The following is a 22,973-nucleotide window of genomic DNA, read 5'->3' on the forward strand; positions in this document are numbered from 1 at the left end:
AACTTGGAGATGGAGTAAGATTGATGTGCTCGAAACAGCAATTTTCCAACCCAAGGACTTAAGCCTGAAACATATTAACATTGTATTTCACTTATTTTTCTGCAGCATTTCAGCGGCATGCTGGCGTGTCGTGGCAGTAATATTCACTCCTCCCAGCATACGCGCGATTTCCTCCACCCGCTGCTGCTCATCCAACGCGCGGATAGCACTCAATACCGTCTTGTCAACTGCCGGCCCGGCTGCTTTGAACACCTGCCAATGCTGATCTCCCATTGAGGCAACCTGGGCTAAATGCGTAATGCACAGTACCTGCCGCGTTTTACCGAGTTGCTTGAGCAGCTTGCCGACAATTTCAGCGACTCGCCCGCCTATACCAGTATCCACTTCATCAAATATCAGAGTGGGTGCTGTACCAACCTGACTGGTAATCACCTGGATTGCCAGACTGATACGAGACAATTCACCTCCCGAGGCAACTTTTGCCAGCGGGCGCGGCGGTAGCCCCTGATGAGTGGAAACTTGAAATTCGATCTGCTCGAATCCATGTGCGCTGCCAGCAATATCGCGGTCATTAAGAGGCGTCAGCAAGATGTCAAAGCATCCCCCTGTCATTGCCAGCGTCTGCATTGCTGCAGTGACTTCTTTTGCCAGCATTCCGGCTGCCTTGCGGCGCGCTATGCTCAGCTTGCTGGCAAGTTCGTTATAAGCTTGCTTGGCTGCTGACTCTGCTTCAGCCAGGCTATCTGCATCTGCAATATCACCGAGCTCCTGTAAGCGTTGCATAGTGTTGTGCAATAACTCGGGGATCTCTTCCGGAGTGATGCGATATCTTCTGGCCAAGGCATGAATGGCTGCAATGCTCTCCTCAGCGATCTGCAGGCTTTGCGGATCAAGATCAAGACGCTGCTGGTAATGCTTCAATTCATAAATCGCTTCCTGCAACTGGACTTGGGCAGTTTCCAATAGATCATAAGAAGACTTGAGATTGCTATCGTAATCCAGCAAATGACGCAGGCGGGCAAGCACGCTATGAAGTTGTCCCGACGCAGCGGATTCACTCTCGGCTAATATTGCCAGACTTGATTCAGTCGCTTCCAGCAAACTTGCCGTATGAGACAAACGATTATAATCAGCCTGTAATGTTTGCCACGCTTCCATTGAAAAATTTAGCGCGGAAAGCTCCTGAGACTGCCATTCCAGTTGTTCGCGCTCCTGCAAGAAACGGGCAGCGTTCTGTTCCCGCGCCAAACGTTGCTGATGCAATTGCTGCCAATGTTGAAAAGCTGCTGCGACTGCCTTGGCAAGCTCGCCGTTACCCGCATAGCCATCCAGCAAATTCCGCTGTATATCACTCCGTAACAAAGATTGATGTGCATGCTGTCCATGAATATCAACGAGCTGCTCACCAGCGGCACGAAGCTGCTGCAAGGTGACGGCGCAACCATTGATATAGCTGCGGGAGCGTCCATTGGCGTCAAGTATGCGGCGCAGCAAGCAGATGCCGGGATCAGCCTGCAGATCATTTTCCCGCAGCCAATTTTGCATCATGGCGAACTGACTGATATCAAACTCGGCAATGATTTCTGCACGTTCACAGCCATGCCGTACCTGACCGGCCTCGCCACGCCCTCCCAGTGCAAGCATCAAGGCGTCAATCAGGATTGATTTGCCAGCGCCCGTTTCACCAGTCAGCACGGTAAAGCCTGGTCTGAACGTCAGCTCCGCCAAATCAACAATCACAAAATCACGAATAGTCAAATGAACCAGCATGTCAGCCTATCATTGATTTTTTTGAGGAATTTCACTCCAGCCCAGCTTCTCCCGCAGCATGCGGTAATAGCTGTGATTAACCGCATGTAACAATTTGACTGCCCTGGAGAAACGTTGCACGATAATTTTGTCACGCTCACCCAGATCAAACCAGGAATGGCTATCTGCATATATTTTTGTTTCAGTGGTATTAAGCACCTCGATTTCGATCAATGCATCCGGCTCAACCACAATGGGGCGATTACTCAAGGTATGAGGGCACACCGGCACGAGTTCAATCAAATCAAGACCCGGATGTAAAATGGGCCCTCCGGCAGACAGGGCGTAGGCTGTCGAGCCTGTGGGGGTTGCCACAATCAGGCCATCAGAGCGTAAAGAGTAGACATACTCATCATTGATGCGCACCTCAAATTCAATCATGCCGGTGCTGATGCCACGGTGAACCACCACATCATTAAACGCTAATGCCTTGAATACACTGACCTCATTGCGCAGTACCTCGGCAGACAGCAGCATCCGCTTTTCTATGACAAACTGCCCATCCAGTATGGCGCCAAATGTTTCTACCATGGTATCAACCGTCAAATCAGTCAGAAAACCAAGCCGCCCTTGATTGACCCCAACCAATGGCACATTGAACGGCGCCAGAATCCGCGCAATATTGAGCATGGTGCCATCCCCTCCCAATACAACGGCAAGATCAGCCTGCGCACCAATCTCTTCCAATGTCAGCACTGGATAGTCAATTTTTCCGATATGCGATGCAGTCAACTGGTCAAGTATCACTTCAAAGTCCCGGCTAGCCAAATACTGTGCCAGGCTCAATAACGGCGCAAGGATATCTGGGTTTTTGTGCTTACCAATCAATGCAATTTTGTTGAAAAAGGCGCTCATTGAAACAAATCTATATTTGAGATATCAAATGTCTTCTGAAAACTAGTGAATATTAACGCAGCATATCTGAAAGGTAAAAAGATATTGCTCAAACAACCTTTGGGAAGATCAGGAGAGATCATCAGATTCCTGCCGCCGCTGGCTAAAAACAAGCAGAACTTTTCTCTTAACATCCTCTCCAGCAGGGTTGAATCGTGTAGAATAAACAGATGCTTAACGAACGTGCCAAAATTCTGCTCAAAACACTGGTTGAACGCTATATCCATGAAGGCGAGCCGGTGGGATCACGTTCGCTTTCCAAATTCTCCGGACTGGATCTGAGCCCTGCCACGATACGCAACGTTATGGTTGATCTGGAGGAAATGGGTTATGTCACCAGCCCTCATACCTCAGCCGGGCGGATACCGACCGCAGTGGGTTATCGTTTCTTTATCGATAGCTTACTGGTGGTCAAATCCTTGGATAGCAAAGAAGTATCCCACCTGGAAAACCAGATGCATCCGGATAACCCATCACGACTTATCAACGTGGCATCACAACTGTTATCCGAACTGACGCAATTTGCAGGTGTGGTGATTACACCTAAACGGGCTGGCGGCGCCGTGTTCCGCTATATAGAATTTATGGCATTGTCTGAAAAGCGCATTCTTCTTATTATGGTGACGCCAGAAGGCGATGTGCAGAACCGTATTATTTTCACTGAAACGGTTTACAGTCAATCAGACCTGATTGAAGCGAGCAATTTCCTCAATCAGCACTATGCCGGCTGCACGCTGGAAGAAATCCGCAGTCGGCTGCAAGTGGAGCTGAGGCAATTGCGCCGCGATATGACCAGTCTCATGAATACAGCGATCGAGCTCAGCAGTGATGCCATCCGCGAGAGCAGTGAAGCAGTCGTGCTGGCAGGCGAACATAAACTGCTCGATGTGAAGGATCTCTCTGATAATCTGACTAATTTAAAAAAATTATTCGAATTATTTGAACGTAAAACCAAGCTATTAAAGTTAATGGAATTAAGCCGCCAGGCGCATGGCGTAAAAATTTTCATCGGCGGAGAATCGGACGTGGCCGCACTGGATGAAGTAAGCGTGGTGACAGCGCCTTATGAAATCGAAGGAGCAGTAGTCGGCACTGTCGGCGTCATCGGCCCGAGGCGCATGGCTTATGAACGCATTATCCCGATCGTGGACATTACAGCCAAACTACTCACGAGCGGTCTGTCAAAAAATTGACAGGCAATTTATACATAGTTTAAGCGGATATAAATTTTCATGTTACCTGAACCAGCCTATCAACACGGAACGCAGAGTAAAATCGGCGTACTGCTGATTAATCTGGGGACACCTGATGCCCCCACTGCCAAAGCGCTGCGGCCATACCTGAAACAGTTTCTCAGTAATCCGCGGATCATCGAAATTCCACGCTGGATCTGGTGGTTGATATTGAATGGCATCATCCTCAATACGCGCCCCAGAAAATCAGCTGAAAAATATGCGCAAATCTGGATGCCAGAAGGCTCTCCATTAAAGGTCCATACCGAACATCAAACCAGACTATTGGCGCGCGCGCTGGAAGAACGCATCAAGCCCGCCCCTATTGTCGAGTTTGCCATGAATATCGGCCAACCCTCTATCGCGGATACACTGCACCGTATGAAAGAACGCGGCTGTGATCGCATCCTGGCATTGCCGCTTTTTCCGCAATATGCGGCTAGCAGCACGGGTGCAGCCATGGATAATCTTTTTTCAGAACTGCAAAAAATGCGCAATATTCCGGCTATTCGCACGGTTAAGCATTTTCATGATCATCCAGGCTATATTGCTGCATTGGCACAAAATGTCCGCGACTACTGGGCGGAGCATGACAAACCCAGTAAACTCATCATCAGCTTTCACGGCGTACCAAGGAAAACGCTGGATAAAGGCGATCCTTATCATTGTGAATGCCAGAAAACTGGCAGGCTGCTGGCAGAAGCGCTAGAGCTGGAAGCAGAGCAATATCAGATATGTTTTCAGTCACGATTCGGTAATGCAAAATGGCTGACACCCTATACCGCAGCGATCCTCAAGGAGTTGGGCAAACTCAAAACGCAGCGGGTGGATGTCGTTTGTCCTGGCTTTGTTTCAGATTGCCTTGAAACATTGGAAGAAATCGCCATCGAAGGAAAAAAGATCTTCATTGAAGCTGGCGGACAGGAATTCCATTTCATCCCATGCCTCAATGAGCATCACGATTGGATTAAAGCGCTGAGCGACATGACTTACACCCATCTGCAGGGCTGGCTGGGTACAGAGCTATCCGACGCAGAAGCTGAACAATCGCGCAAACTGGCGCTGGAAATGGGCGCGCCCGAGTAGTCCTCGCTTATCTGCGGATGACTATCTGCTTTTATCACCTGTGCACTCCCAAGCATTTCGAATCATCCTGGCAGGTTGTTTCAGTGGAACATTCACAAAAACGGCCGTTCGGCCTGAGCCTGTCGAAAGCCAATCCAGCAGTTATTCAGCGGCTCGACAGGCTCACCGCAAAGCGGGAAAGGGCTTTGCTGAAACAATCCACTAGAACCGCTTCCAGCATAATGCACTTACCTTAATAACCGCTCCATCGTTAATCGGTAGATCTCCGATAATCGCTCGATGTCGTCTACCTCCACATATTCATTGAGCTTGTGGATAGTAGCATTGCGCGGCCCGAATTCGACCACTTGTGGACAGATGTCCGCAATGAAGCGGCCATCAGAAGTGCCACCTGATGTTGATAGCATTGCATCGATGCCCGTTACACTTTTAATTGCCGCACTAAGCGCATCGGCTAATTTACCTTTCGCTGTCAAATAAGGCTTGCCGGAAAGCTGCCAGATTAAATCGTAATCCAGGCCATGCCGGTCAAGAATTTCATGAAACCGCTGCTTGAGTGACTCAACCGTACTGGCGGTTGAAAAGCGGAAATTAAACAACAGGTTCACCGCGCCGGGAATAACATTGGTCGCGCCAGTACCACCGTGGATATTGGAAATATGCCATGTGGTGGGCGGAAAGTACTCATTGCCTTGATCCCACTCCGTTTGCGCCAGCTCAGCGATAGCAGGTGCCGCCAGATGAATAGGATTTTTGGCAAGATGCGGGTAGGCGATATGCCCCTGGATTCCTTTGATGGTTAAATTCCCCGATAGAGAACCACGCCGTCCATTCTTGATGGTATCGCCCAGTTTATCAGTGCAGGTCGGTTCACCGACAATGCAATAATCAATCAATTCATCACGTGTCTGCAGCGCTTCGACCACTTTAACAGTGCCATCTACCGCCACACCCTCTTCATCCGAGGTGATCAATAATGCAATCGAGCCATTATGCTCAGGATAGGTGCGGACAAAACGCTCTATGGCAGTAACACACGCAGCCAGGGAAGTTTTCATATCGGCTGCTCCACGCCCGTAAAGTTTGTTATCGCGGATGGTAGGCGTAAACGGATCGCTTTCCCATTGTGCGAGTGGGCCGGTTGGCACCACATCGGTATGGCCGGCAAAACAGACTAGCGGCTGGCTTGTACCCCGGCGCGCCCATAAATTGTCTACTTCACCGTAACGCATACGTTCAATGCTAAAGCCAATATCTTTGAGTCGATTGATCAATATTTCCTGGCAGCCATCGTCCGCAGGCGTGAGTGAACGGCGGGCAATCAGCGTTTGTGCAAGTATCAGTGTGTCACTGGACATGAAAATTTTCCTTGAAGTGATGATTTATTCAGATGCATGCTGCTGATTCCATTTCAAGAATGGGTCAACAGCTTGCCTAGCGCATTCTGGCCACGTTTGCCCAGAAAGAAATCCTTGATAAAAGGATGATCAATTTTGATGATATCAGCCAGTTTGCCCAAGGCAACGAGACGCTGGTCAGCCAAAACTGCGATACGCGTGGATATTGCAGCCAATGTATCCAGATCATGTGTCACCATCACAATCGTCAGGGTAAGCTCCTGGCGTAACGCTTGGATCAGCTCAACAAAACTCTCGCTCAGCGCCGGGTCCAGGCCCGCAGTAGGTTCATCCAGAAACAACAGTTCCGGGTCCAGCGCAAGCGCGCGCGCTAATGCCACCCGCTTGATCATTCCTCCGGACAGTTCCGCCGGCATTTTGTTGGCATGCTGCGCTGCCACCTCAACCATATCAAGTTTTAACATGACTAGATCGCGAATCATTTCTTCATCCAGACAATGTAGTTCGCGCATTGGTAGCGCAATATTGTCAAATACAGTCAGCGCGCTAAACAGTGCGCCTTGCTGAAATAAAACTCCTGAGCGGTTCCGCAAGCTTTTTAATAAATCAAAATCACAGTCGTATCTGGAATAGCCAAAGATCTTCACACTGCCTTGTGCTGGCGTTTCCAGGCCGAGCATCTGGCGCAGCAGCGTTGTTTTGCCACTGCCAGATCCCCCGACCAGCGACAGGATCTCCCCTTTATATACATTCAAGCTAATGTTCTCATGGATAACAGTACTGCCGAAATGCGTATGCAGTCCTTCTATCTCTATAATGCAATCGCTAGCCATTATCTTGGTATCTTAAGTCCTACATTGGAGAAAACCACTGCAAAAACCGCATCAATGAGAATGACTGCCGTAATGGAGGTCACCACAGAATTGGTTGTGCCTTCTCCAAGACTTTCAGTATTGGGTTTAATGCGCAAGCCAAAATGACACGCGATCAAGGCAATCATCATACCGCAGACCACACCCTTTCCCAGCCCTATCCATAAATTAGCAACCGGAACGGCGTCAGGCAAGCTGCTTAGCGCATATTGAAAATTCAATCCTATTTGTAAATCAGCCGCCAGGATTCCTCCCAGCAGCGCGATTGCGCTGGTCCACAGCACTACAAGCGGCATGGCAAGACCCAAACCGATGATCTTGGGTAACACCAGCCGCAAGCTATGCGGGATACCCATGACAGTCAGCGCATCCAGTTCCTCGGTAACACGCATCACCCCAAGCTGGGCCGTCATCGATGAACCAGAGCGTCCCGCCACCAGGATCGCGGCCAGCATCGGACCCAGTTCACGGATGATACTCATCCCTAAAATATTGACGATAAAAACATCAGCGCCAAAGGTATGAAGCTGTTCAGAAGTCAGATAGCTCAGGACGATGCCGATGAGAAAACCGACCAGTGCGGTAATTCCAAGCGCTTGCGCTCCTGTTCTGAATAAATTCGCAGAAATCTCGCGCAAGGGAATCTGCCTGGGATGTTTCAGCAGATAAAAGACATTCAGCAATACCAGGCCAGAGAGCGTAATGATGCCAAGCAAATGATCCCAAAATAAGAAGTAACGCCGTCCAAGCGTCAGGATGGGCCAAAGTATGTCGCGGCGCACCGGTTTAGGCGCCGGATGCGCCTTTTCCAGATGCATAAACAATCTTTCCTGCTCGGGCCGTATCAATAAATGTGCCGGACGACGCCTTCCCCAGGCTCGCCAGATTAATACGGCACCTGCATGATCCATTTGCTGAATACCAGTCAAATCCCAGTAAAGATCTGATTGAGCAGCAAAACGAGCAAGCTTGGCTGCCACTTTCCGTAACTGCCGGTCTAATGCAGACAGCGTATAACTGCCTGTGAGCCTGATGCAAGGCCCATCTTGCCCGGTAATCACTTGATACCAGGGTGATGCATCATCATTCAGATTACTGGGTGACATAATTATTTTTTTGCGATATTGGTGGCAGCGCCATAAAAATAAAGGCAAACTTACTTATTATAGACCACCATGAACAGATGAACCGCTGCAAAAAAGAGTTATGGTGATTCGCACCGATGCGGCAAAGAAGTAATTCCATTTCCAAATCAAAAATGACGCGAAGGCGAGCCGCAGACAGTATAAATAATACGGCAAGGTGAAGCCGACAATGTCAGTTTTGATTTAGAAATAGAATAATGACTGTAATGATTACAAAAACGACACACTGTCCTTGTGGCAGCAATAAGAAATATTCGGGCTGTTGTGGTCGCTATCTGGAGGCAGGCGAAATTGCCCCCACAGCAGAAGCATTGATGCGTTCACGCTATACTGCCTATACTCTTGGCCAGGAAGATTATCTTTTGGCGACTTGGCACCACAGCACGCGTCCGCCCTCTCTGGAATTGGCAAGTGCACCACACCGTAAATGGCTGGGCCTTGAAGTAAAACGCCATGAACAACTGGCATCTGATCAAGCGTTAGTCGAATTCATCGCACGCTGCAAAGTAAATGGGCGCGCTCACCGCCTGCATGAAATCAGCCGGTTTGTATATCAGACAGAACAGTGGTTCTACCTGGATGGCGATATCCGCTCATGAACTTCTCTCTGTGTTGGCAATAAAAAACTGAAACACAGGCTACGATAGCTTATTTATGGACAGCAAACTGTCCATCCACATCAGCATCATGGCGTTCCATTGCGTCTTTTGCCATTTTCTGGTGGATGGCCGCTTCTTTTAAATTCTCTTTTATAGATTTTTCATAATGACGAATATTGGCTACAGTATGGAATTGGAGCTCCTGTCCTTTTCTTCCATAGTAATAGCTGTGATTGTCGTATTTCTGAAGCAATTTCTTCTCTTCCAGCAATTTTTCCTGCATCGCTTTAGCTATATTTTCGTAATACCTGGCTAACGCATCATGATCGCTTTGCTCGATGCCATTTTGATCGGCATGATAAAACCCGTCAGCTTGAACGGATTCCGCCGAGCTTATTTGTGCATATGCAGACGAGATACCAATTGTCATCATAACCAGCAAAGAAATCTTTTTCACAATAACACCTCCACCAAACAATTTTAAATTTGCTCCTTTTCTTCGTTAAAACGCTCCTGCAAATTTTTTTCTGACCATCATCCTGCAACAAGACGTTCCTTTCAGGAAACATTCCCACGTGGCCTGCTCATGCGGCATATTAACGGCCTGAAATTAACCACAATTGAAATTGCCTACAATAAGACTATTATTTTTAAGACATTACCTCTTATTCCATGATGTGCTCAGAGACTTTATTTTTCTGATGAGATCTATGGTATCGGTTAAATGTCAAAAAATAAGTACCCAGAAAGGAATTACATTGTTGATGTTATGAACACAATCAGAAAAATTCCAGACCAGCAACTAATGGCACAGCCTAACTTGCACTTCTACAAATGTGTAGCCTCCCTTATTGCTGTTATCCCGGCATTCCCGCCGGAAAATGCTATGCTTCCTTCCAGGAAAATATTGATGCCAAATTCTGAAAATGGATTTTTCAGAAATGGCTAACTGACAGGAATCTACTATGTGGGAACTTAAGCTTGCTGTATGCATTCTCTACGATTTACTCGATCTAACATTAGGGCGAACGCTTTTTGTCATTCCTTTTGGTGGAGAACTGGTAGGCTGTGCGCTTTGCGCTGCCATGTTTGGCACAAGCGGGCTACTCTATGGACTAGAAGCGCTTGATGTCACAGAGCAGATCGATGGATTCATTCCAACTGCCACAATCATTGCTCTTATGAACAAACCAAAATCCGGCAGTTAATCCATGGCATTCTGGTAATCGGACACATGCCCGGAATAAAGTTGTTGCCCTCTCTCTTCTTCCCGCCACATGCTTCACCATAAAATCACCATTGCAGGCCGCCTGGCACACGACTACCGAGTATCAACGCATTAACCAGGCTGTTTAAGAAACGCGCTTTCCGCTAGTGGAATCATCAGCAGAGTCATTTGCCAGCGCTTGATCGATCATGGCCGCAAGCGCCTTGCAATCGATCAGCTCGATATTCTGTCCCCTGGCAAACGATTGCGCTTCGGCTGTAAATACGCCGGAAGTGACAATGAATCCACCCGCAGCACCTTTTGCCGCCATCACGCCAAGCAGCTCGCGCACAACATTGACTGACACCTTGTAAGTTCGCCACTGTTTGCATTGGACGAGAAAAATTTTACCTTCTTTTTTGAGGATAAGATCAATACCGCCATCAGCCCCACCCCCGCCAGTTTCAGTTACAGAAAATCCACGCATGCGAAAAGCTTCTCCCACCAGCAACTCAAAATCCCTCCAGGTGAGGTTGCGCAGCGCATCATCAGTTTTTCCGCTGCCAACAGTGTCAATAAGATTTCTACGCTTGCGCCGCTTGAGAAATGAGGCTGCTGCACCCGTTAAAAAGAGCAGCGGCAAAATGTATTGCCCGTAATAAGCAAAAGCCCGGGCCATCTGTTCACCCACCATGTAACCCCTGTGGCCAGAAGCAGCATTGATTGGCATTCCAAGTGAAGCATACTGATGCAGCACGCCATAGGCGATAATTGCAAGAACTACCCCCATCCACCAGGGTAACGCCGCCGTGATTTCAAGCAAATCTTCCACAATACTGCTTTTTCTTCTTGCCATCATTTTCTCCATCAGTTTGAAACCAGCTCATGCAACAAGGATTCTGATTATAAAAAAAGCATTTTTTGCGCTACAAGTCACGGAAAATTAACATTCTGTAATAAATGCTGAATTCCATTTCCAAATCAAAAATGACGCGAAGGCGAGCCGCAGACAGTATAAATAATACGGCAAGGTGAAGCCGACAATGTCAGTTTTGATTTAGAAATGGAATAACTCCCCAGGATTTTGTAAATTCATGCACACTATCGATAACGGCATTAACCGCTCCGCACTTAATCCTGATTTCGGGATGGGTTATACCAAGCCTTGATTATTTCCAGTGATCTGTTTCAGTAAAATATTTATAAATACAGCCGTTCGGCCTGAGCCTGCGGAAGGCCAATGCCAGTAGTTAATGTCCAATATATCGGGACACGAGGCGCAACAATTGCAAACGATACGCCTCACTACGTTCAACACCCTGCGATACTGTAGCTTTTGCTATACTTGTATTAACTCTGTCAATACAAGTATAAAATGCCTGTTGTGAATACTTATTACGAATTTAACGGCGAGCTGTCTGTATGGAATACGGGCAAAGCAGATAAAAATCTACGCAAGCATGGCGTTCGCTTTGAGGAGGCAGCGACAGTCTTTTTTGATCCAATGTTTGTGCTGATGGATGCTTCCCGCTCCGATGAAACACGTCATGCCGCTATCGGCTTTGATCTGGCCGGACGTCTGCTCTACGTAGTTCATATTGAGGTTAATGAGTCTTTTATTCGCATCATTTCTGCCCGCCGCGCCGAACCTAAAGAGGAATCTATTTATGACTTCTGAGCGCTTAAAAAAACGCCTGCAAAAAGACCGCCCCATGACATCCATCACGATACGTATTCCGGTTGATGTTGTGGAATCCATGAAGAAGATTGCTCCGCTCAAGGGCTTCTCTGGATACCAAACATTGCTGAAGTCATACATTAGCGAAGGGTTGCGCAAAGATGAGGAACGCTATTCCAGTGTGTCAACAGCACGATTGATCGAAGCGTTAAAAAAACATGGGGTATCCGAAGCCATCATCGAAGAAGCGACACGTGATCTAATTCCATTTCCAAATCAAAAATGACGCGAAGGTGAGCCGCAGACAGTATAAATAATACGGCAAGGTGAAGCCTGCAATGTCAGTTTTGATTTAGAAATGGAATAACATCGGCATAGCCGGATTCAGCACTGCAGGAGTGCCGAAGCGCGAGGCGCATCTCTTACGAGACTACTTCTGCCACCGTTCCGTCAGACTTGCTCATTCCTGTTTAAACAGGAACAAAGCTGACTTCCTGCTTCACCGAGGCCGGTTTCACCAGGTCTTGCGATCCGAGCCAGAGCCTTCCTCTCCACATGACGTGGTGGCCAGGGTGGATGACGCGCTGCTTATCTACCCGTGCTGCCATATTGGAATAGAGCGATCGTAAAGTGTCTCCGGTGCAATGTCGATATTGCCCGGCCATATAACCGTACCCTGTTCGACGCGAGCGCAGTTGAACAAAGGTGAATCTTTGAGCCGGTTAAAGGGTTTTTTATCCATGTAAGAAGACATATCAAAAATACGGCATTCTCCGTTCTCAAATTGAAGCTCCAGTTTATACCCCGCATGAACCTTTACGCACACCACATCAAGCAAATTATCCATATCGTTTACCTTTATTGCAGCGGAGCAATTCGAAAAGGCTCCTCACCATTAGCGACAAGATCCCAGTTAGCGAAAAGTTAAAAATATGGTAAGTGGTGACCATCATTATCCTCATAAAACAGCATGACTAAAATGTCATAGAACATGCTGATGGTAGGCACCGCACTCCTCCTGATGGCTGGAAAGAAACCATTACTCTAGTACAAAATATAGGAACCATGCCCATTCCCTTGTTATGTATGTATCATAAATTGTCCAGCAATAGTTATTAATAACTATCTGTTTATCAGGTCATTTTATTAGAGTTCTGCTACTAAAATCTTTCTCTGCTTATGATGGGAGAAGGCGCATCAATCGCAAACGATGCGCTTCACTGCAGTTCAACCCAGCCTGCGATACTGGGCAGATCTACTTGCCAGAGGCTACTTGCTCAAGTCGCTCAGCTAGCCAAATCTTGATGATGGGCTACCCCCTGCAAGCAAGATGATAATTTCAATACCCCGCTGCGCAAAATACATATATATTGGATAAAATTATGTCCATTGATGGAAAGAAATTATTCCCATGAAAACACATATCGATTTGGATGAAGAATTACTCAAACAAGTGATTACGCTGGGGAATTTTCCGACAAAAAAAGCAGCTATCCAGGCAGCTCTCACCGAATTTGCCAAAACGCTCAAACGCCGGGAATTACTATCCTTACGCGGTCAGATTTCCTGGCATGGAGATCTTGATCAATTACGCGCTACTCGAAATATTGAAGCAGACTAATGCTGGTCGATACCTCGGTCTGGATCGATTTTTTTAATGGCTATGCTTCCCTTGAGGCCGATCGTTTGGCACAGGCGCTGGAAGAGGGTGAACCGATCGCTCTCCCCGGCCTGGTCTGGACTGAAATCCTGGCGGGTTTGCGCAGTGAATCGGAAGCAGCCAGGATTCACGGTTTACTGAACGCTTTCGATTATGTCCAAGACCCTACATGGCAGGATCACATCGAGGCTGCAAGAATTTACCGAACTTGCAGAACCAAGGGTTTCACTATCCGTTCAACGATCGATTGTGTCATTGCGCAGCTCTGTTTACGCGACGACCTGCCATCGCTATGTAAAGACCGCGATTTCCAGACTATCAGCCAATACTTTCCTTTACGTCTGATCAAAGTTTGATGTGCAATGTCACATCACTCCCTCTATGCCGGCATGGTGAGGTGGATAAGCAGCGCGTCATCCACCGTATTTGAGATTTGAGCCAAATCCAAATGATGATTCAAAACTGGAATCAGAATAAGGTGCATTGCTCAGAGCTGTAGGATGTGCCGAAGCGCGAGGCGCATCAATCGCGAACGATACACTTCACTGCGGTTCAACCCAGCCTGCGATACTGGGTAGATCTATTTGCCAGAGGCTACTTGCTCAAGCCGTTCAGCAAGCCAAATCTTGATGATGGACTGGCGCGTCACGCCGAGCCGGCTGGCTTCCCGGTCCAGAGATTCGATCATCCAGTCTGGAAAATCCACATTGATTCTTCTCTGTTTTTGCAGGGGCCTGCGCACCCGTGAAAGGTCCAGGACTGCAGTCATATCCTTGCCGCTATCAAAGTCTGCGTCAAATTTCTTAGCTTTCATATGAAACCTCCTCCTCTGGACGTGAACGACGAACAGAAATAATCCAAATATTTTTGCTGCGATGAGTGATGATTGCCGACCAGTACTTACCTTTTATGCGGCCAATAACCAGAAACCTTGGTTCATCAATCGTCTTTGCCGGAATCTCAATAAGGTACGGATCATTCTAGAGTTCCTGAGCTTGAACGAAGTCAATCCCGTGTTTCTCTAAATTAGCCAGGCTTTTCTGTTCATCAAATTTGAATAAAAACATGGTATAGAAAATATACCATTATTATAGGATATGAAAATTATTGGATCATTCCAGTAAAACCATTTCCATTCGCGGGAGTCTGCTAAATCTAGCGTGGTAGGGTGGATAAGCAACGCGCCATCCACCGCATTTGAGCCATAATTAAAAACCGGAATCAGAATAAGGTGCATGGCTGAACCGGCACGTTTCCAGGTTTTCAGTCTATAATCCAAACCCACCTGTTTTAGCCGATGGTTGTTTGGTTTTTGGGTGGATGACGCGTTGCTTATCCACCCTACCGTGCTATATCTCCCTTGAGGCCGATCGTTTGGCACAGGCGCTGAAAGAGGACTTGAATAGGTTTCACTATCCGCTCAACGATTGATTGTGTCATTGCGCAGCGCTGTTTGCGCGACGGCCTGCCGTTGCTATGTAAAGACCGCGATTTCCAGACCATCAGCCAATACTTTCCTTTACGTCTGATCAAAGTTTGATGTGCAATGTCACATTACTCCCACTGTGCCGGCATGGTGAGGTGAATGACGCAGGCTTATCCACCCTGCCACTTTAGCGCATACATCCTGCGATCCAGTCAAATGACAGAATAAAACCTGTTTTACTGATTTATTCCAGGCTTCAATCCAACAGCAAGTTATATACATTCGCGTATCGCGTTGTTCCGCTAGCACACTGTACCAAAGTACCATGCACCAAAGTACGATGTACCACAGTCCGATAGGCGCGGCATACGTGATTTGTCACAATGACATCCGTGGCGTAACAAAACAGAGTCACTTTTTGCAAGAGAGCTTTTTTAACCGTAACTGGAGACATAGCATGAACAAACTGATTCAATCTGTAAAACAATTTATGAACGACGAGCAAGGGATGGGCGCAGTGGAATATGCATTGATCGTTGCTGTGATGGCTGCAGCGATTATAGCTGGATGGGAACCTCTCTCAAACGGAATAAAAAATGCCTTCACTACAATCCAAGGCACAATTGAAACTAAAGCTGCTGCAGCTAAGTAATTAACTGGTGTGGCTCTATTTAGATAGTAGTTAATTTAGCTAAACCCGCCACCCGGTCACTACCGGGTGGCGTTGATGGAAAAAAGCATGCATATATTACAGATTGCCATTCTGACAGGATTGTTAATCTTTGCCGCCTGGCATGACAGCCGTCATTTTCGTATTCCGAATGCGCTGGTTTTTCCTGGCGCTGTCATCGGCGTCCTACTCAATAGTCTACTGCCGCACGACATGGGCGGACTTGGCATACTTACTGCTTTAGCAGGATTAGGTGTTGGCCTGATTGTGCTGCTGCCGCTCTATCTGCTGCGCGCTCTAGGCGCTGGCGACATCAAACTGATGGCCATGATCGGCGCATTTGCCGGACCAGCCAGCATGTTGATGATCACAGCCTATGTCCTATTGGCGGGCGGGGTGCTGGCGATCGGCGTGGTATTGGTGCGCGGCAAGTTATCCAAGCTGATGGATAATTTCAGGTTCATGCTGCTCATGCGCCTGGCCGGATCGAGCAGCATCAATCTGCCGACAACGGAAACCATCAATCAATCCGCTGGCAAGCTCCCATATGGCGTCGCCATTGCCGCTGGGACGCTGATCTATCTGGTGAAGATGCAGTGGGGATAGCATGCAACGTAAAGCAATTATCGGCAACAGCTACTCCCCTGCTTATATTTAGCCACAGTCCACTCACACTCAACCGGATGTCATAGCCATTCACTGTTTAACCGTCAATCAGGGGATGAACTAAGGCCGTTTTGCCGTTCTGTTCCAATCATCACAATAGCATTATTTTCAATATAGTCGGCTTAGGGAGGCCATCGCGATCACGTGATGATGAAATACAGAATTCATAATCAGATTAAAAAACAAGAGGACGATCAATGAGAAATACAGGCGCGATTGGAATGATCGCAGTATCGCTATTGTTAGGCGTGGCAGCAATGGTCGTGGCAGGAAAATGGATTAACCAGCAAGTGAACATTGATGCCTCCAGAATCGTGGTGGCTGCGCAGGATATCAATGTCGGTACGCGGCTCACACCGGATCTGCTGAAAACCATCGACTGGCCGAGCGGCAGTGTTCCGGCTGGATCATTCCATGAGATCGAGCCGCTTACCAGCCGCGTGATCAAGGTCAACCTGCATCGCGGTGAGCCGCTGCTGGAAGCCAAACTTGCGCCCGAAGGCACAGCAGGCGGATTGTCAGGTGCCATTCCCGAGGGCAAGCGCGCCATTACCGTACGGGTCAATGATGTGGTCGGCGTGGCCGGTTTCGCCCTCCCCGGCAATCTGGTGGATATTCTGGTCAATATCAAGGAAGACTATAAAAACCCTGTCTCCAAAATCGTGCTGGAACAAATACTGGTGCTGGCGGTAGCGCAGGATCTCGGCCGCGATGAAACCAAGCCCAAAGTAGTCAATGCCGTTACGCTCGAAGTCACGCCCGAGCAGGCAGAGCGGCTTGATCTGGCGCGCAGCGTCGGCACGCTCTCGCTGGTGTTGCGCAATCAAATCGATAAAACAAGCGGTTTAACTGCTGGCGTACGCACGCAGGATCTGCTCGGCGCCAAAGTCGCCACGGTCGAAGCGAAGCCTGAAGAGAAAAAAATTATTTACAAATCTGCTGGCGTAGCGAAGCCATCGGTCGAAATTATCCGGGGACTTGAGAAAACCAATGCGCATTAATAAAGGGGATATTCAATGAAATCGCAACAACCATCTGATTTGACCACGATCCTGCTCGGCATGATCGCAGTGTGGACAATCAGTATTTCAGCAGCGCTGGCAAATAATGTCGCCTCCATTCCCGCCAGTCTCACGGCGGCGGAGATGCCGGAGATGGCGTCCAGCATGGATGTGACGCTGGGTAAATCCACTTTGCTGAGGCTGCCCTCGCCGATTGCGCGCATATCGGTCGGCAATCCGGGCGTGGCTGATGTCACCATGATCAACCCGAGCGAAGTGTATATCCTCGGCAAGATGATCGGCACCACCAACATCATCCTGTGGCCGCGCAGCGGGCACACCAGAGTGGTCGATGTGACCGTGCTGATGGATGCCGCAGCATTGCAAAGCAAATTGCTGGAAATCATGCCGGAAGAGAAAGACATCAAAGTCAAGGCTGCGGGCGATTCACTGGTGCTTTCCGGCACGGTCTCGGACACCATCAAGGTCGATCGCGCAGTTGCGCTGGCGGATACCTATATCCGCACTTCCGTGCTGGGCATGATGATGAGCATGCAAAACAGCCAGGGAAATGGCGGGCAAAATGGTCAGGGTGGTTCAGGTAGTCAGGGCGGGCAAGGAATGCAGATTCTGCGGCAAGGGCTGCAAAGTGATGAGGATTCGCCCGGTGCGGGCGCAGGCCTAGGCAGCGTCAAGATCGTCAACCTGCTGCGTGTGCGCGATAACCAGCAAGTCATGCTGGAAGTCAAGGTGGCCGAGGTCAACCGCACTATTGCGGAAAAACTCGGCTTTGATTTCGCCCGCGCCGCTCAAAAAGCCGGCAGCGCCTGGACGCAGGTGATGGCGGGCGTGATTGGCGGCGGCGCTGCCAATTTTTTGACGGCGAAAAACTTGAATGCAGATGTCAATCTGGGTTTACCCAGAGTCTCAAACGCCACCTTCCAGGAAGGCACTGCTTTTCTCATGGATGCCGAGAAAAGCGACGAACTGATCAAAGTTCTGGCTGAACCCAACATCGTTGCGATCAGCGGACAAGAAGCAAGCTTCCTGGTAGGCGGTGAAATCATGATTCCCATCCCCAGCGCCAATCAGGTCAGGTTACTGCCGAAGGAATTCGGTATCGGCGTGCGCTTTACCCCCACTGTGCTGGAAGAAGGCCGTATCCACCTGAAAGTCAGTCCGGAGGTGTCTCAACTGGTCAGCATCACCAATGTGGCCTCAACCGGCCTGGGTCAGGTGCTGGCGGTGCCAACCTTCACCACGCGGCGTGTCTCCACCACAGTGCAGCTCAGCGATGGCCAGTCACTCGCCATCGGCGGCTTGCTGCAGGATGACTTCAAGGAGCAGGTCAAGCGTTTTCCAATGTTGGGGGAAGTACCAGTACTGGGTGCATTGTTCCGCAGCAGTAACTTCGAGAAGAAGAAATCGGAACTCATGGTGATTGTCACACCGCGCTTGATCAAACCGCTCGAGCCAGATTATCCGTTACCAACCGATGCCTTCATCGCGCCTGACCGCGGTGAATTCCTGCTCCATGGCAGAATGGAAAGCGCATCCGAACCAGCCCAGTCTGGCAGAGGGAATTTGCCGCAGATGGAGTATGGCGGTTTTCAGATGAAATAAGGAGAAGATTGACATGAACCCAATAATCACTGGCAATAAATCATGGCTGCTGCTCATCGTAGCCGCTCTGGCTGGCTGCGCACCGATCACGCCCCGCCTGGATGCGCGCTTTGGCGAAGCAGTCGGCGTTGCCAAAGCACAGCAGACCATCAACCCCGAGGCCTCGCTCAATACCGAACCGGTCAAAGGCATTAACGGCCAGGCAGGGGATGCCATTTTTGACAATTACCGCAATTCGTTCATTAATCCACGGCCACCAATGAGAGGCGTGCTCAATCTCGGAACCGGCGGGGGCGGCAGCAGCCAGAGCGGCAATGGCAATTAAGTCTGGAGAATACGCATGAATCATTTGCCAACCCGATCCTTCACTCGCCGTCATGCTCAAACGCCGCGCAAACAAAGCGGCGCGGTCGCCGTGATCGTCGCGCTCTCACTGGTCGGGCTGATCGGTTTTGTCGGCTTGGCGCTCGATCTGGGCAAACTGTTTATCGCCAAGACCGAGCTGCAAAACAGCGCAGACGCCTGCGCACTGGCCGCAGCGCGCGAGCTGACAGGCGCCAATACTAATCAGCTAAAACTGGCGGAAGCCGCTGGTATTGCCACCGGCGAACGACACAATGTCTATTTTCAGAATGAGCAAATTAAAATCAGCAGTGTCACCTTCAGCGACACCCTGGCAGGAAACTATGGCACCGCTGACGCTTTTACTGGAACAAAAGCAACTGAACAACGTTACGCCCGCTGTGAAGCCAGCAAAAGCGGAATCGGCAACTGGTTCATCCAGGTGCTGAATTTAGTGCCAGGTGTAGCTATTGGTGATCAGACCGTTGCTGCGGCTGCGGTGGCCACCCTCTCACCAAGCCAACAAACTTTTTCTTCCTGCCCGTTACCTGTGGCAGTGTGTGAATCCAGTCTTGAAAAGAAAAAGCCTGGCGATTGGGTAGGATCGTTGCTTGACCCAGGAGAAGGGATGACGGGTGATTTTTTATGGGCACCGTTCCCTAATGATCAAGACAATGGCACAAAAGATATTAAGGACATCTTAACTGGTAAAGAGGAGTGTAGCACCCCAATTGACAACCAAAAGGTTCAAAAGGTAGGTGATCCAGGAAGAAAGCAAGGTGCTTTTGATGCTTGGAATACTCGTTTTGGTTTATACAAAAGTGAAGGTAATGGTAACGGTACATATAATGCATCCAATGCTAAGCCCGATTTGACAGGGTTTGCTTATACCGCGAAATCTTGGCCGAGCTGTGAAAAAGCATTTGCTAGCGGGGATTTTAGTCTGCAGCGTGAAAAGAATGTGCCATTTCAGGATAAGAAAAACGAATCAGACTCCACTGGTCTTAAAATTCCTGTAGACCCATCGGATTCATTAACCCATAGCAAAGGTGCGGATCGCAGGCTTGCTATTGTACCGGTAGTTAACTGCGATGAATTTGAGAGCGGGAGCGGAAATGGGAAAGGGAAAGGGAGCGGAAGCGGTCATGAAGCCACAATTACGAAATGGGCATGTGTATTAATGCTGCATCCTCTTGATTCTGGTGCAAAATCCACAGATCCTGCTTTTGCCTGCCCGACTGCAAAAGGGATAAAGGATAGCACGATGCTTCTTGAATTTATCGGCTTGGCAAACGACCCGCTCAGTCCCTGTGCATCGAATGGAGTAGTTGGCGGCCCTGGCAGTGCTGGTCCATTAGTCCCGGTTTTAGTGAGGTAATGATCATGTATCAACAATGCAAACTCAAACTACAAAAAACGATGCGCGGTGCAGTCGCGGTAGAGCTCGCGTTGCTATCGATTCCGCTGCTGGTACTCGCGCTGGGGGCAGCAGAATTTGGCCAGGCGCTGTATCAGTACAATACGCTGGTCAAGACCACGCGCGATGCAGTACGGCACCTTTCGCAACTGAACCCAGCGGGAAAGGGTTATGCAGAAGCACAAAGCGAGGCCAAATGCCTCGCGGTATACGGCAATACTAAGTGCGAGGGAGATCCTTTGGTGTCAGGATTAACCACCGACCTGGTTTCTATCAAACATTACGCAAATGTAACTACTGATCCTGATTCAACATCTAGTCCAACAATCAGCCTGGTTGAGGTAGGCATTAGCGGCTACAGCTTTAATTTCCTGTTCGATCCAGGCGCTTTTCTCTTCCTGGGTGGCGGTGAAAAATCAATCACGTTTGGTGATATACGCGCAACGATGAGGCAATCATGAGAGCTTCCCGGCAATCATATATGCAATGTGCCAATCAGCATGGGATAGCGGCTGTTGAATTCGCTTTGATCGCCTCGCTGTTGTTCACGCTGCTGTTTGGCGTCATGGAAATGAGCCGGTTGCTGTTTTACTGGAACACGGCGACGGAAGCAACCCGGCTGGGTGCACGCCTGGCAGTCGTGTGCGATAAAGACGATAGCGCGATCATGAGCAAAATGCAGTCTCTGCTCGGTGTACTGGGAGACAACAATATCAATATTGATTATTTACCCAGTGGCTGCAGCGTTGACACCTGCAGATCGGTCACCGTCAGCATCACCGGTTTAACGATATCCACCGTCATTCCGCTGGTGCCGCTCAATGTCACCATGCCGCCGTTCAGCACGACGCTGCCGCGCGAGAGCATGGACAGCGCTAATCCGGATTGCGCTGAATAATGATGAATCAGCCAATTTCCAGAACATTGAGTGGTTGTTCAGACCGAAGTGTTACCGTTCGCGGTGAGCTGGTCGAACCGCCTGCTCGAATGAACATCGTCTTTCGACAGGCCCAGGCCGAACAGTTAACGATGCAAACAATCCGTATAGCAAAGCAGCAAAAAAATATCTGGTGATTTAGCAATGGAAAGAAAATCTGTACCCGTAAGCAGAGGAGCTAACAAGTGAAAGTCGCAATCATTGCCCAAGATCAGCAATGTCTGAATGATATTCAGAAACATCTTGCTCACACCAATGTCTCGCCCCAACTGGTCGCGATCACGGGCGGTGTTCAGCAAATTCAGGCGGTCATGGAGCAAAGGCATCCGGATTTGCTGCTGCTGGAAGGTATCCAGCTCAATTCAGGTGAGCAGCAGGTTCTCAGCCGCATCACGTCGCGCTTTCCTGATTTGGGTGTCATTATTCTGTGCCCGCCGCAACCGCAGGAATTTCTGCTCGAGGCGATGCGCGTAGGCGTGCGCGAAGTGATTCCCACGCCGGTCAGTCAGCCTGTGCTGATCGACGCGGTCGAGCGTTTCCAGCAAAGGATGGCGCTGGCCAAAGCGCCCCTGCGTGAAGGCGAAGTGCTGGCTTTCGTGCCATGCAAGGGAGGAAGCGGCGCAACCTTTCTGGCCAGCAACATCGCCTATGCCCTGGCCTCGCTGGAGAATAAACGGGTCATTCTGTTCGATTTCAATCTCCAGTTTGGCGATGCCGCTTTGTTCGTGCATGATGGCGCACCGACGACTTCCATCGCTGATGTGACCCGGCAGATTCAGCGGCTGGACGGCTCGTTTCTCTCGTCCAGTTCGATTCAGGTGCTGTACAATTTCGATGTGCTGCCTGCTCCGAACGAGCCAGACAAGGCAGCGGAAATCAAGCCGGAGCATATCAAGCCGTTGCTGCAGGTCGCGAGAAAGCACTACGATTTCGTCATTCTGGATATCGGACGCTTGTTCGATGCCATTTCAATCCAATGCCTGGATCAGGCTGATCTGATCTTCCCCATCGTCCAGCAGACATTGCCATTTATCCGTGATGCGAAGCGTGTCATCGATACCTTCAACTCATTAGGCTATCCTGCTGACAAAATCCGCTTGATCGTAAACCGCTTTGGCAAAAAGGATGAGATTACCCTGGCCGATGTCGCTAACACATTGCAACTGGAAGTATTCAAGGCAGTGCCGAATGACTATAGCGCTGTGGCTGAATCAGTCAATCAGGGCATACCCGTCACCAAACTGGCGCGGCGCAGCGCAGTGGCAAAATCACTCCAGGAAATTGCGCATGAACTGGCGCGCAGCAGTGCCGGCAACGGGTTGCTCAAGAAACTATTCTCTTTTTAGCGCAG

General features: G+C 49.2%; 28 protein-coding genes and 1 pseudogene. 19 read left to right on the plus strand and 10 right to left on the minus strand.

Annotated elements, in window-relative coordinates:
• Positions 1-87: 87 nt before the first annotated feature.
• Together recN and J5I83_RS10145 are read right to left on the minus strand one after the other, a co-directional pair.
• On the minus strand, positions 88-1,770 hold the full coding sequence (gene recN / locus J5I83_RS10140; protein WP_304055618.1) for a DNA repair protein RecN: 1,683 nt from the start codon (positions 1,768-1,770) through the stop codon (positions 88-90).
• Between the two features lie 9 nt (positions 1,771-1,779).
• Complete coding sequence (locus J5I83_RS10145; protein WP_304055620.1) at positions 1,780-2,664, minus strand: NAD kinase; 885 nt, start codon at positions 2,662-2,664, stop codon at positions 1,780-1,782.
• A 209-nt stretch (positions 2,665-2,873) separates the two neighbouring features.
• Here J5I83_RS10145 and hrcA point away from each other — a divergent pair, with 209 nt between their 5' ends.
• Both hrcA and hemH read left to right on the plus strand, forming a co-directional pair.
• Positions 2,874-3,896 carry a heat-inducible transcriptional repressor HrcA gene (hrcA, locus tag J5I83_RS10150; RefSeq protein ID WP_304055622.1) on the plus strand — a complete coding sequence of 341 codons (1,023 nt, stop codon included), beginning with the start codon at positions 2,874-2,876 and terminating at the stop codon, positions 3,894-3,896.
• Positions 3,897-3,935: 39 nt separating this feature from the next.
• Positions 3,936-5,021: a ferrochelatase gene (gene hemH / locus J5I83_RS10155; protein WP_304055625.1), complete on the plus strand. Its 1,086-nt coding sequence runs from the start codon at positions 3,936-3,938 to the stop codon at positions 5,019-5,021.
• Positions 5,022-5,248: 227 nt separating this feature from the next.
• Here the strand turns inward: hemH and dapE are convergent, their stop codons facing one another.
• The 3 genes from dapE to J5I83_RS10170 are packed head-to-tail and all read right to left on the minus strand — an operon-like array spanning position 5,249 to position 8,357.
• On the minus strand, positions 5,249-6,379 hold the full coding sequence (gene dapE, locus J5I83_RS10160; RefSeq protein WP_304055626.1) for a succinyl-diaminopimelate desuccinylase: 1,131 nt from the start codon (positions 6,377-6,379) through the stop codon (positions 5,249-5,251).
• Between the two features lie 53 nt (positions 6,380-6,432).
• Positions 6,433-7,215, minus strand: coding sequence for an ABC transporter ATP-binding protein (locus J5I83_RS10165; protein ID WP_304055749.1), 783 nt, complete (start codon positions 7,213-7,215; stop codon positions 6,433-6,435).
• On the minus strand, positions 7,212-8,357 hold the full coding sequence (locus J5I83_RS10170) for an ABC transporter permease (protein ID WP_304055629.1): 1,146 nt from the start codon (positions 8,355-8,357) through the stop codon (positions 7,212-7,214). Before J5I83_RS10170 ends, J5I83_RS10165 begins: the two co-directional genes overlap by 4 nt.
• Before the next feature lie 245 nt (positions 8,358-8,602).
• On the opposite strand from J5I83_RS10170, the gene J5I83_RS10175 reads away from it, so the two are divergent.
• On the plus strand, positions 8,603-8,995 hold the full coding sequence (locus tag J5I83_RS10175; RefSeq protein WP_304055750.1) for a YchJ family protein: 393 nt from the start codon (positions 8,603-8,605) through the stop codon (positions 8,993-8,995).
• Between the two features lie 49 nt (positions 8,996-9,044).
• On the opposite strand, the gene J5I83_RS10180 is transcribed toward J5I83_RS10175, so the two are convergent.
• A complete protein-coding gene (locus J5I83_RS10180; RefSeq protein ID WP_304055632.1) occupies positions 9,045-9,452 on the minus strand; it encodes a hypothetical protein in 408 nt (135 codons plus the stop codon).
• Positions 9,453-9,719: 267 nt separating this feature from the next.
• Here J5I83_RS10180 and J5I83_RS10185 point away from each other — a divergent pair, with 267 nt between their 5' ends.
• A complete protein-coding gene (locus J5I83_RS10185) occupies positions 9,720-9,944 on the plus strand; it encodes a hypothetical protein (RefSeq protein ID WP_304055635.1) in 225 nt (74 codons plus the stop codon).
• 16 nt (positions 9,945-9,960) lie between these two features.
• Entirely contained in the window at positions 9,961-10,203 is a 243-nt protein-coding gene (locus tag J5I83_RS10190) for a hypothetical protein (RefSeq protein ID WP_304055637.1), read from the plus strand.
• A gap of 144 nt (positions 10,204-10,347) precedes the next feature.
• On the opposite strand, the gene J5I83_RS10195 is transcribed toward J5I83_RS10190, so the two are convergent.
• The gene (locus J5I83_RS10195) at positions 10,348-11,058 is read right to left on the minus strand and encodes a restriction endonuclease (protein WP_304055639.1); all 711 of its coding nucleotides are present in this window, start codon (positions 11,056-11,058) and stop codon (positions 10,348-10,350) included.
• A gap of 519 nt (positions 11,059-11,577) precedes the next feature.
• Here J5I83_RS10195 and J5I83_RS10200 point away from each other — a divergent pair.
• Both J5I83_RS10200 and J5I83_RS10205 read left to right on the plus strand, forming a co-directional pair.
• Entirely contained in the window at positions 11,578-11,880 is a 303-nt protein-coding gene (locus tag J5I83_RS10200; RefSeq protein WP_304055643.1) for a BrnT family toxin, read from the plus strand.
• The gene (locus J5I83_RS10205; RefSeq protein WP_304055645.1) at positions 11,870-12,166 is read left to right on the plus strand and encodes a hypothetical protein; all 297 of its coding nucleotides are present in this window, start codon (positions 11,870-11,872) and stop codon (positions 12,164-12,166) included. Before J5I83_RS10200 ends, J5I83_RS10205 begins: the two co-directional genes overlap by 11 nt.
• A 306-nt stretch (positions 12,167-12,472) precedes the next feature.
• On the opposite strand, the gene J5I83_RS10210 is transcribed toward J5I83_RS10205, so the two are convergent.
• Positions 12,473-12,727, minus strand: coding sequence for a DUF2442 domain-containing protein (locus J5I83_RS10210; protein WP_304055648.1), 255 nt, complete (start codon positions 12,725-12,727; stop codon positions 12,473-12,475).
• Positions 12,728-13,291: 564 nt separating this feature from the next.
• On the opposite strand from J5I83_RS10210, the gene J5I83_RS10215 reads away from it, so the two are divergent.
• Both J5I83_RS10215 and J5I83_RS10220 read left to right on the plus strand, forming a co-directional pair.
• The gene (locus J5I83_RS10215; RefSeq protein WP_304055651.1) at positions 13,292-13,501 is read left to right on the plus strand and encodes a type II toxin-antitoxin system VapB family antitoxin; all 210 of its coding nucleotides are present in this window, start codon (positions 13,292-13,294) and stop codon (positions 13,499-13,501) included.
• Positions 13,501-13,896, plus strand: a complete 396-nt coding sequence (locus tag J5I83_RS10220) for a PIN domain nuclease (RefSeq protein WP_304055654.1) — start codon at positions 13,501-13,503, stop codon at positions 13,894-13,896. Before J5I83_RS10215 ends, J5I83_RS10220 begins: the two co-directional genes overlap by 1 nt.
• A 224-nt stretch (positions 13,897-14,120) precedes the next feature.
• Here the strand turns inward: J5I83_RS10220 and J5I83_RS10225 are convergent, their stop codons facing one another.
• Entirely contained in the window at positions 14,121-14,354 is a 234-nt protein-coding gene (locus J5I83_RS10225) for a type II toxin-antitoxin system BrnA family antitoxin (RefSeq protein WP_304055656.1), read from the minus strand.
• Positions 14,344-14,508 (minus strand): annotated as a pseudogene (locus tag J5I83_RS14575) (BrnT family toxin); the annotation flags it as partial. The pseudogene J5I83_RS14575 and the gene J5I83_RS10225, both read right to left, overlap by 11 nt.
• Before the next feature lie 915 nt (positions 14,509-15,423).
• Here J5I83_RS14575 and J5I83_RS10230 point away from each other — a divergent pair.
• The 10 genes from J5I83_RS10230 to J5I83_RS10275 all read left to right on the plus strand — a co-directional run bounded on the left by J5I83_RS10230 (position 15,424) and on the right by J5I83_RS10275 (position 22,968).
• Positions 15,424-15,618, plus strand: a complete 195-nt coding sequence (locus tag J5I83_RS10230) for a Flp family type IVb pilin (RefSeq protein ID WP_304055658.1) — start codon at positions 15,424-15,426, stop codon at positions 15,616-15,618.
• An 87-nt stretch (positions 15,619-15,705) separates the two neighbouring features.
• Positions 15,706-16,242, plus strand: a complete 537-nt coding sequence (locus J5I83_RS10235) for a prepilin peptidase (RefSeq protein WP_304055661.1) — start codon at positions 15,706-15,708, stop codon at positions 16,240-16,242.
• Between the two features lie 257 nt (positions 16,243-16,499).
• Positions 16,500-17,303 carry a Flp pilus assembly protein CpaB gene (gene cpaB / locus J5I83_RS10240; RefSeq protein ID WP_304055662.1) on the plus strand — a complete coding sequence of 268 codons (804 nt, stop codon included), beginning with the start codon at positions 16,500-16,502 and terminating at the stop codon, positions 17,301-17,303.
• 15 nt (positions 17,304-17,318) lie between these two features.
• On the plus strand, positions 17,319-18,926 hold the full coding sequence (locus J5I83_RS10245; protein ID WP_304055663.1) for a type II and III secretion system protein family protein: 1,608 nt from the start codon (positions 17,319-17,321) through the stop codon (positions 18,924-18,926).
• Positions 18,927-18,939: 13 nt separating this feature from the next.
• Complete coding sequence (locus J5I83_RS10250) at positions 18,940-19,251, plus strand: tRNA dimethylallyltransferase (RefSeq protein WP_304055666.1); 312 nt, start codon at positions 18,940-18,942, stop codon at positions 19,249-19,251.
• A 15-nt stretch (positions 19,252-19,266) separates the two neighbouring features.
• Positions 19,267-20,646 (plus strand): Tad domain-containing protein, encoded by a 1,380-nt coding sequence (locus J5I83_RS10255; RefSeq protein ID WP_304055668.1) that lies wholly within the window; start codon positions 19,267-19,269, stop codon positions 20,644-20,646.
• A 5-nt stretch (positions 20,647-20,651) separates the two neighbouring features.
• Positions 20,652-21,146, plus strand: a complete 495-nt coding sequence (locus tag J5I83_RS10260) for a pilus assembly protein (protein ID WP_304055670.1) — start codon at positions 20,652-20,654, stop codon at positions 21,144-21,146.
• The gene (locus J5I83_RS10265) at positions 21,143-21,583 is read left to right on the plus strand and encodes a pilus assembly protein (protein WP_304055672.1); all 441 of its coding nucleotides are present in this window, start codon (positions 21,143-21,145) and stop codon (positions 21,581-21,583) included. Before J5I83_RS10260 ends, J5I83_RS10265 begins: the two co-directional genes overlap by 4 nt.
• A 2-nt stretch (positions 21,584-21,585) precedes the next feature.
• Positions 21,586-21,759 (plus strand): hypothetical protein, encoded by a 174-nt coding sequence (locus J5I83_RS10270; RefSeq protein ID WP_304055674.1) that lies wholly within the window; start codon positions 21,586-21,588, stop codon positions 21,757-21,759.
• A gap of 48 nt (positions 21,760-21,807) precedes the next feature.
• Positions 21,808-22,968 carry an AAA family ATPase gene (locus J5I83_RS10275; protein WP_304055677.1) on the plus strand — a complete coding sequence of 387 codons (1,161 nt, stop codon included), beginning with the start codon at positions 21,808-21,810 and terminating at the stop codon, positions 22,966-22,968.
• Positions 22,969-22,973 lie beyond the last annotated feature (5 nt).

The sequence above is a fragment of the Nitrosomonas communis genome (assembly GCF_024102715.1).
Classification (GTDB): Bacteria; Pseudomonadota; Gammaproteobacteria; order Burkholderiales; family Nitrosomonadaceae; genus Nitrosomonas; species Nitrosomonas communis_B.

Bases quoted from the DNA above. Each gene is read 5' to 3' on its own strand.
- J5I83_RS10145 (WP_304055620.1), bottom strand. From the start codon at position 2,664: ATGAGCGCCTTTTTCAACAAAATTGCATTGATTGGTAAGCACAAAAAC.
- J5I83_RS10230 (WP_304055658.1), top strand. From the start codon at position 15,424: ATGAACAAACTGATTCAATCTGTAAAACAATTTATGAACGACGAGCAA.
- J5I83_RS10205 (WP_304055645.1), top strand. From the start codon at position 11,870: ATGACTTCTGAGCGCTTAAAAAAACGCCTGCAAAAAGACCGCCCCATG.
- hemH (WP_304055625.1), top strand. From the start codon at position 3,936: ATGTTACCTGAACCAGCCTATCAACACGGAACGCAGAGTAAAATCGGC.
- J5I83_RS10200 (WP_304055643.1), top strand. From the start codon at position 11,578: ATGCCTGTTGTGAATACTTATTACGAATTTAACGGCGAGCTGTCTGTA.
- J5I83_RS10265 (WP_304055672.1), top strand. From the start codon at position 21,143: ATGAGAGCTTCCCGGCAATCATATATGCAATGTGCCAATCAGCATGGG.
- J5I83_RS10175 (WP_304055750.1), top strand. From the start codon at position 8,603: ATGATTACAAAAACGACACACTGTCCTTGTGGCAGCAATAAGAAATAT.
- J5I83_RS10235 (WP_304055661.1), top strand. From the start codon at position 15,706: ATGCATATATTACAGATTGCCATTCTGACAGGATTGTTAATCTTTGCC.
- recN (WP_304055618.1), bottom strand. From the start codon at position 1,770: ATGCTGGTTCATTTGACTATTCGTGATTTTGTGATTGTTGATTTGGCG.
- cpaB (WP_304055662.1), top strand. From the start codon at position 16,500: ATGAGAAATACAGGCGCGATTGGAATGATCGCAGTATCGCTATTGTTA.
- J5I83_RS10195 (WP_304055639.1), bottom strand. From the start codon at position 11,058: ATGGCAAGAAGAAAAAGCAGTATTGTGGAAGATTTGCTTGAAATCACG.
- J5I83_RS10225 (WP_304055656.1), bottom strand. From the start codon at position 14,354: ATGAAAGCTAAGAAATTTGACGCAGACTTTGATAGCGGCAAGGATATG.
- J5I83_RS10220 (WP_304055654.1), top strand. From the start codon at position 13,501: ATGCTGGTCGATACCTCGGTCTGGATCGATTTTTTTAATGGCTATGCT.
- J5I83_RS10215 (WP_304055651.1), top strand. From the start codon at position 13,292: ATGAAAACACATATCGATTTGGATGAAGAATTACTCAAACAAGTGATT.
- J5I83_RS10270 (WP_304055674.1), top strand. From the start codon at position 21,586: ATGAATCAGCCAATTTCCAGAACATTGAGTGGTTGTTCAGACCGAAGT.
- hrcA (WP_304055622.1), top strand. From the start codon at position 2,874: ATGCTTAACGAACGTGCCAAAATTCTGCTCAAAACACTGGTTGAACGC.
- J5I83_RS10245 (WP_304055663.1), top strand. From the start codon at position 17,319: ATGAAATCGCAACAACCATCTGATTTGACCACGATCCTGCTCGGCATG.
- dapE (WP_304055626.1), bottom strand. From the start codon at position 6,379: ATGTCCAGTGACACACTGATACTTGCACAAACGCTGATTGCCCGCCGT.
- J5I83_RS10250 (WP_304055666.1), top strand. From the start codon at position 18,940: ATGAACCCAATAATCACTGGCAATAAATCATGGCTGCTGCTCATCGTA.
- J5I83_RS10260 (WP_304055670.1), top strand. From the start codon at position 20,652: ATGTATCAACAATGCAAACTCAAACTACAAAAAACGATGCGCGGTGCA.
- J5I83_RS10210 (WP_304055648.1), bottom strand. From the start codon at position 12,727: ATGGATAATTTGCTTGATGTGGTGTGCGTAAAGGTTCATGCGGGGTAT.
- J5I83_RS10190 (WP_304055637.1), top strand. From the start codon at position 9,961: ATGTGGGAACTTAAGCTTGCTGTATGCATTCTCTACGATTTACTCGAT.
- J5I83_RS10185 (WP_304055635.1), top strand. From the start codon at position 9,720: ATGTCAAAAAATAAGTACCCAGAAAGGAATTACATTGTTGATGTTATG.
- J5I83_RS10170 (WP_304055629.1), bottom strand. From the start codon at position 8,357: ATGTCACCCAGTAATCTGAATGATGATGCATCACCCTGGTATCAAGTG.
- J5I83_RS10255 (WP_304055668.1), top strand. From the start codon at position 19,267: ATGAATCATTTGCCAACCCGATCCTTCACTCGCCGTCATGCTCAAACG.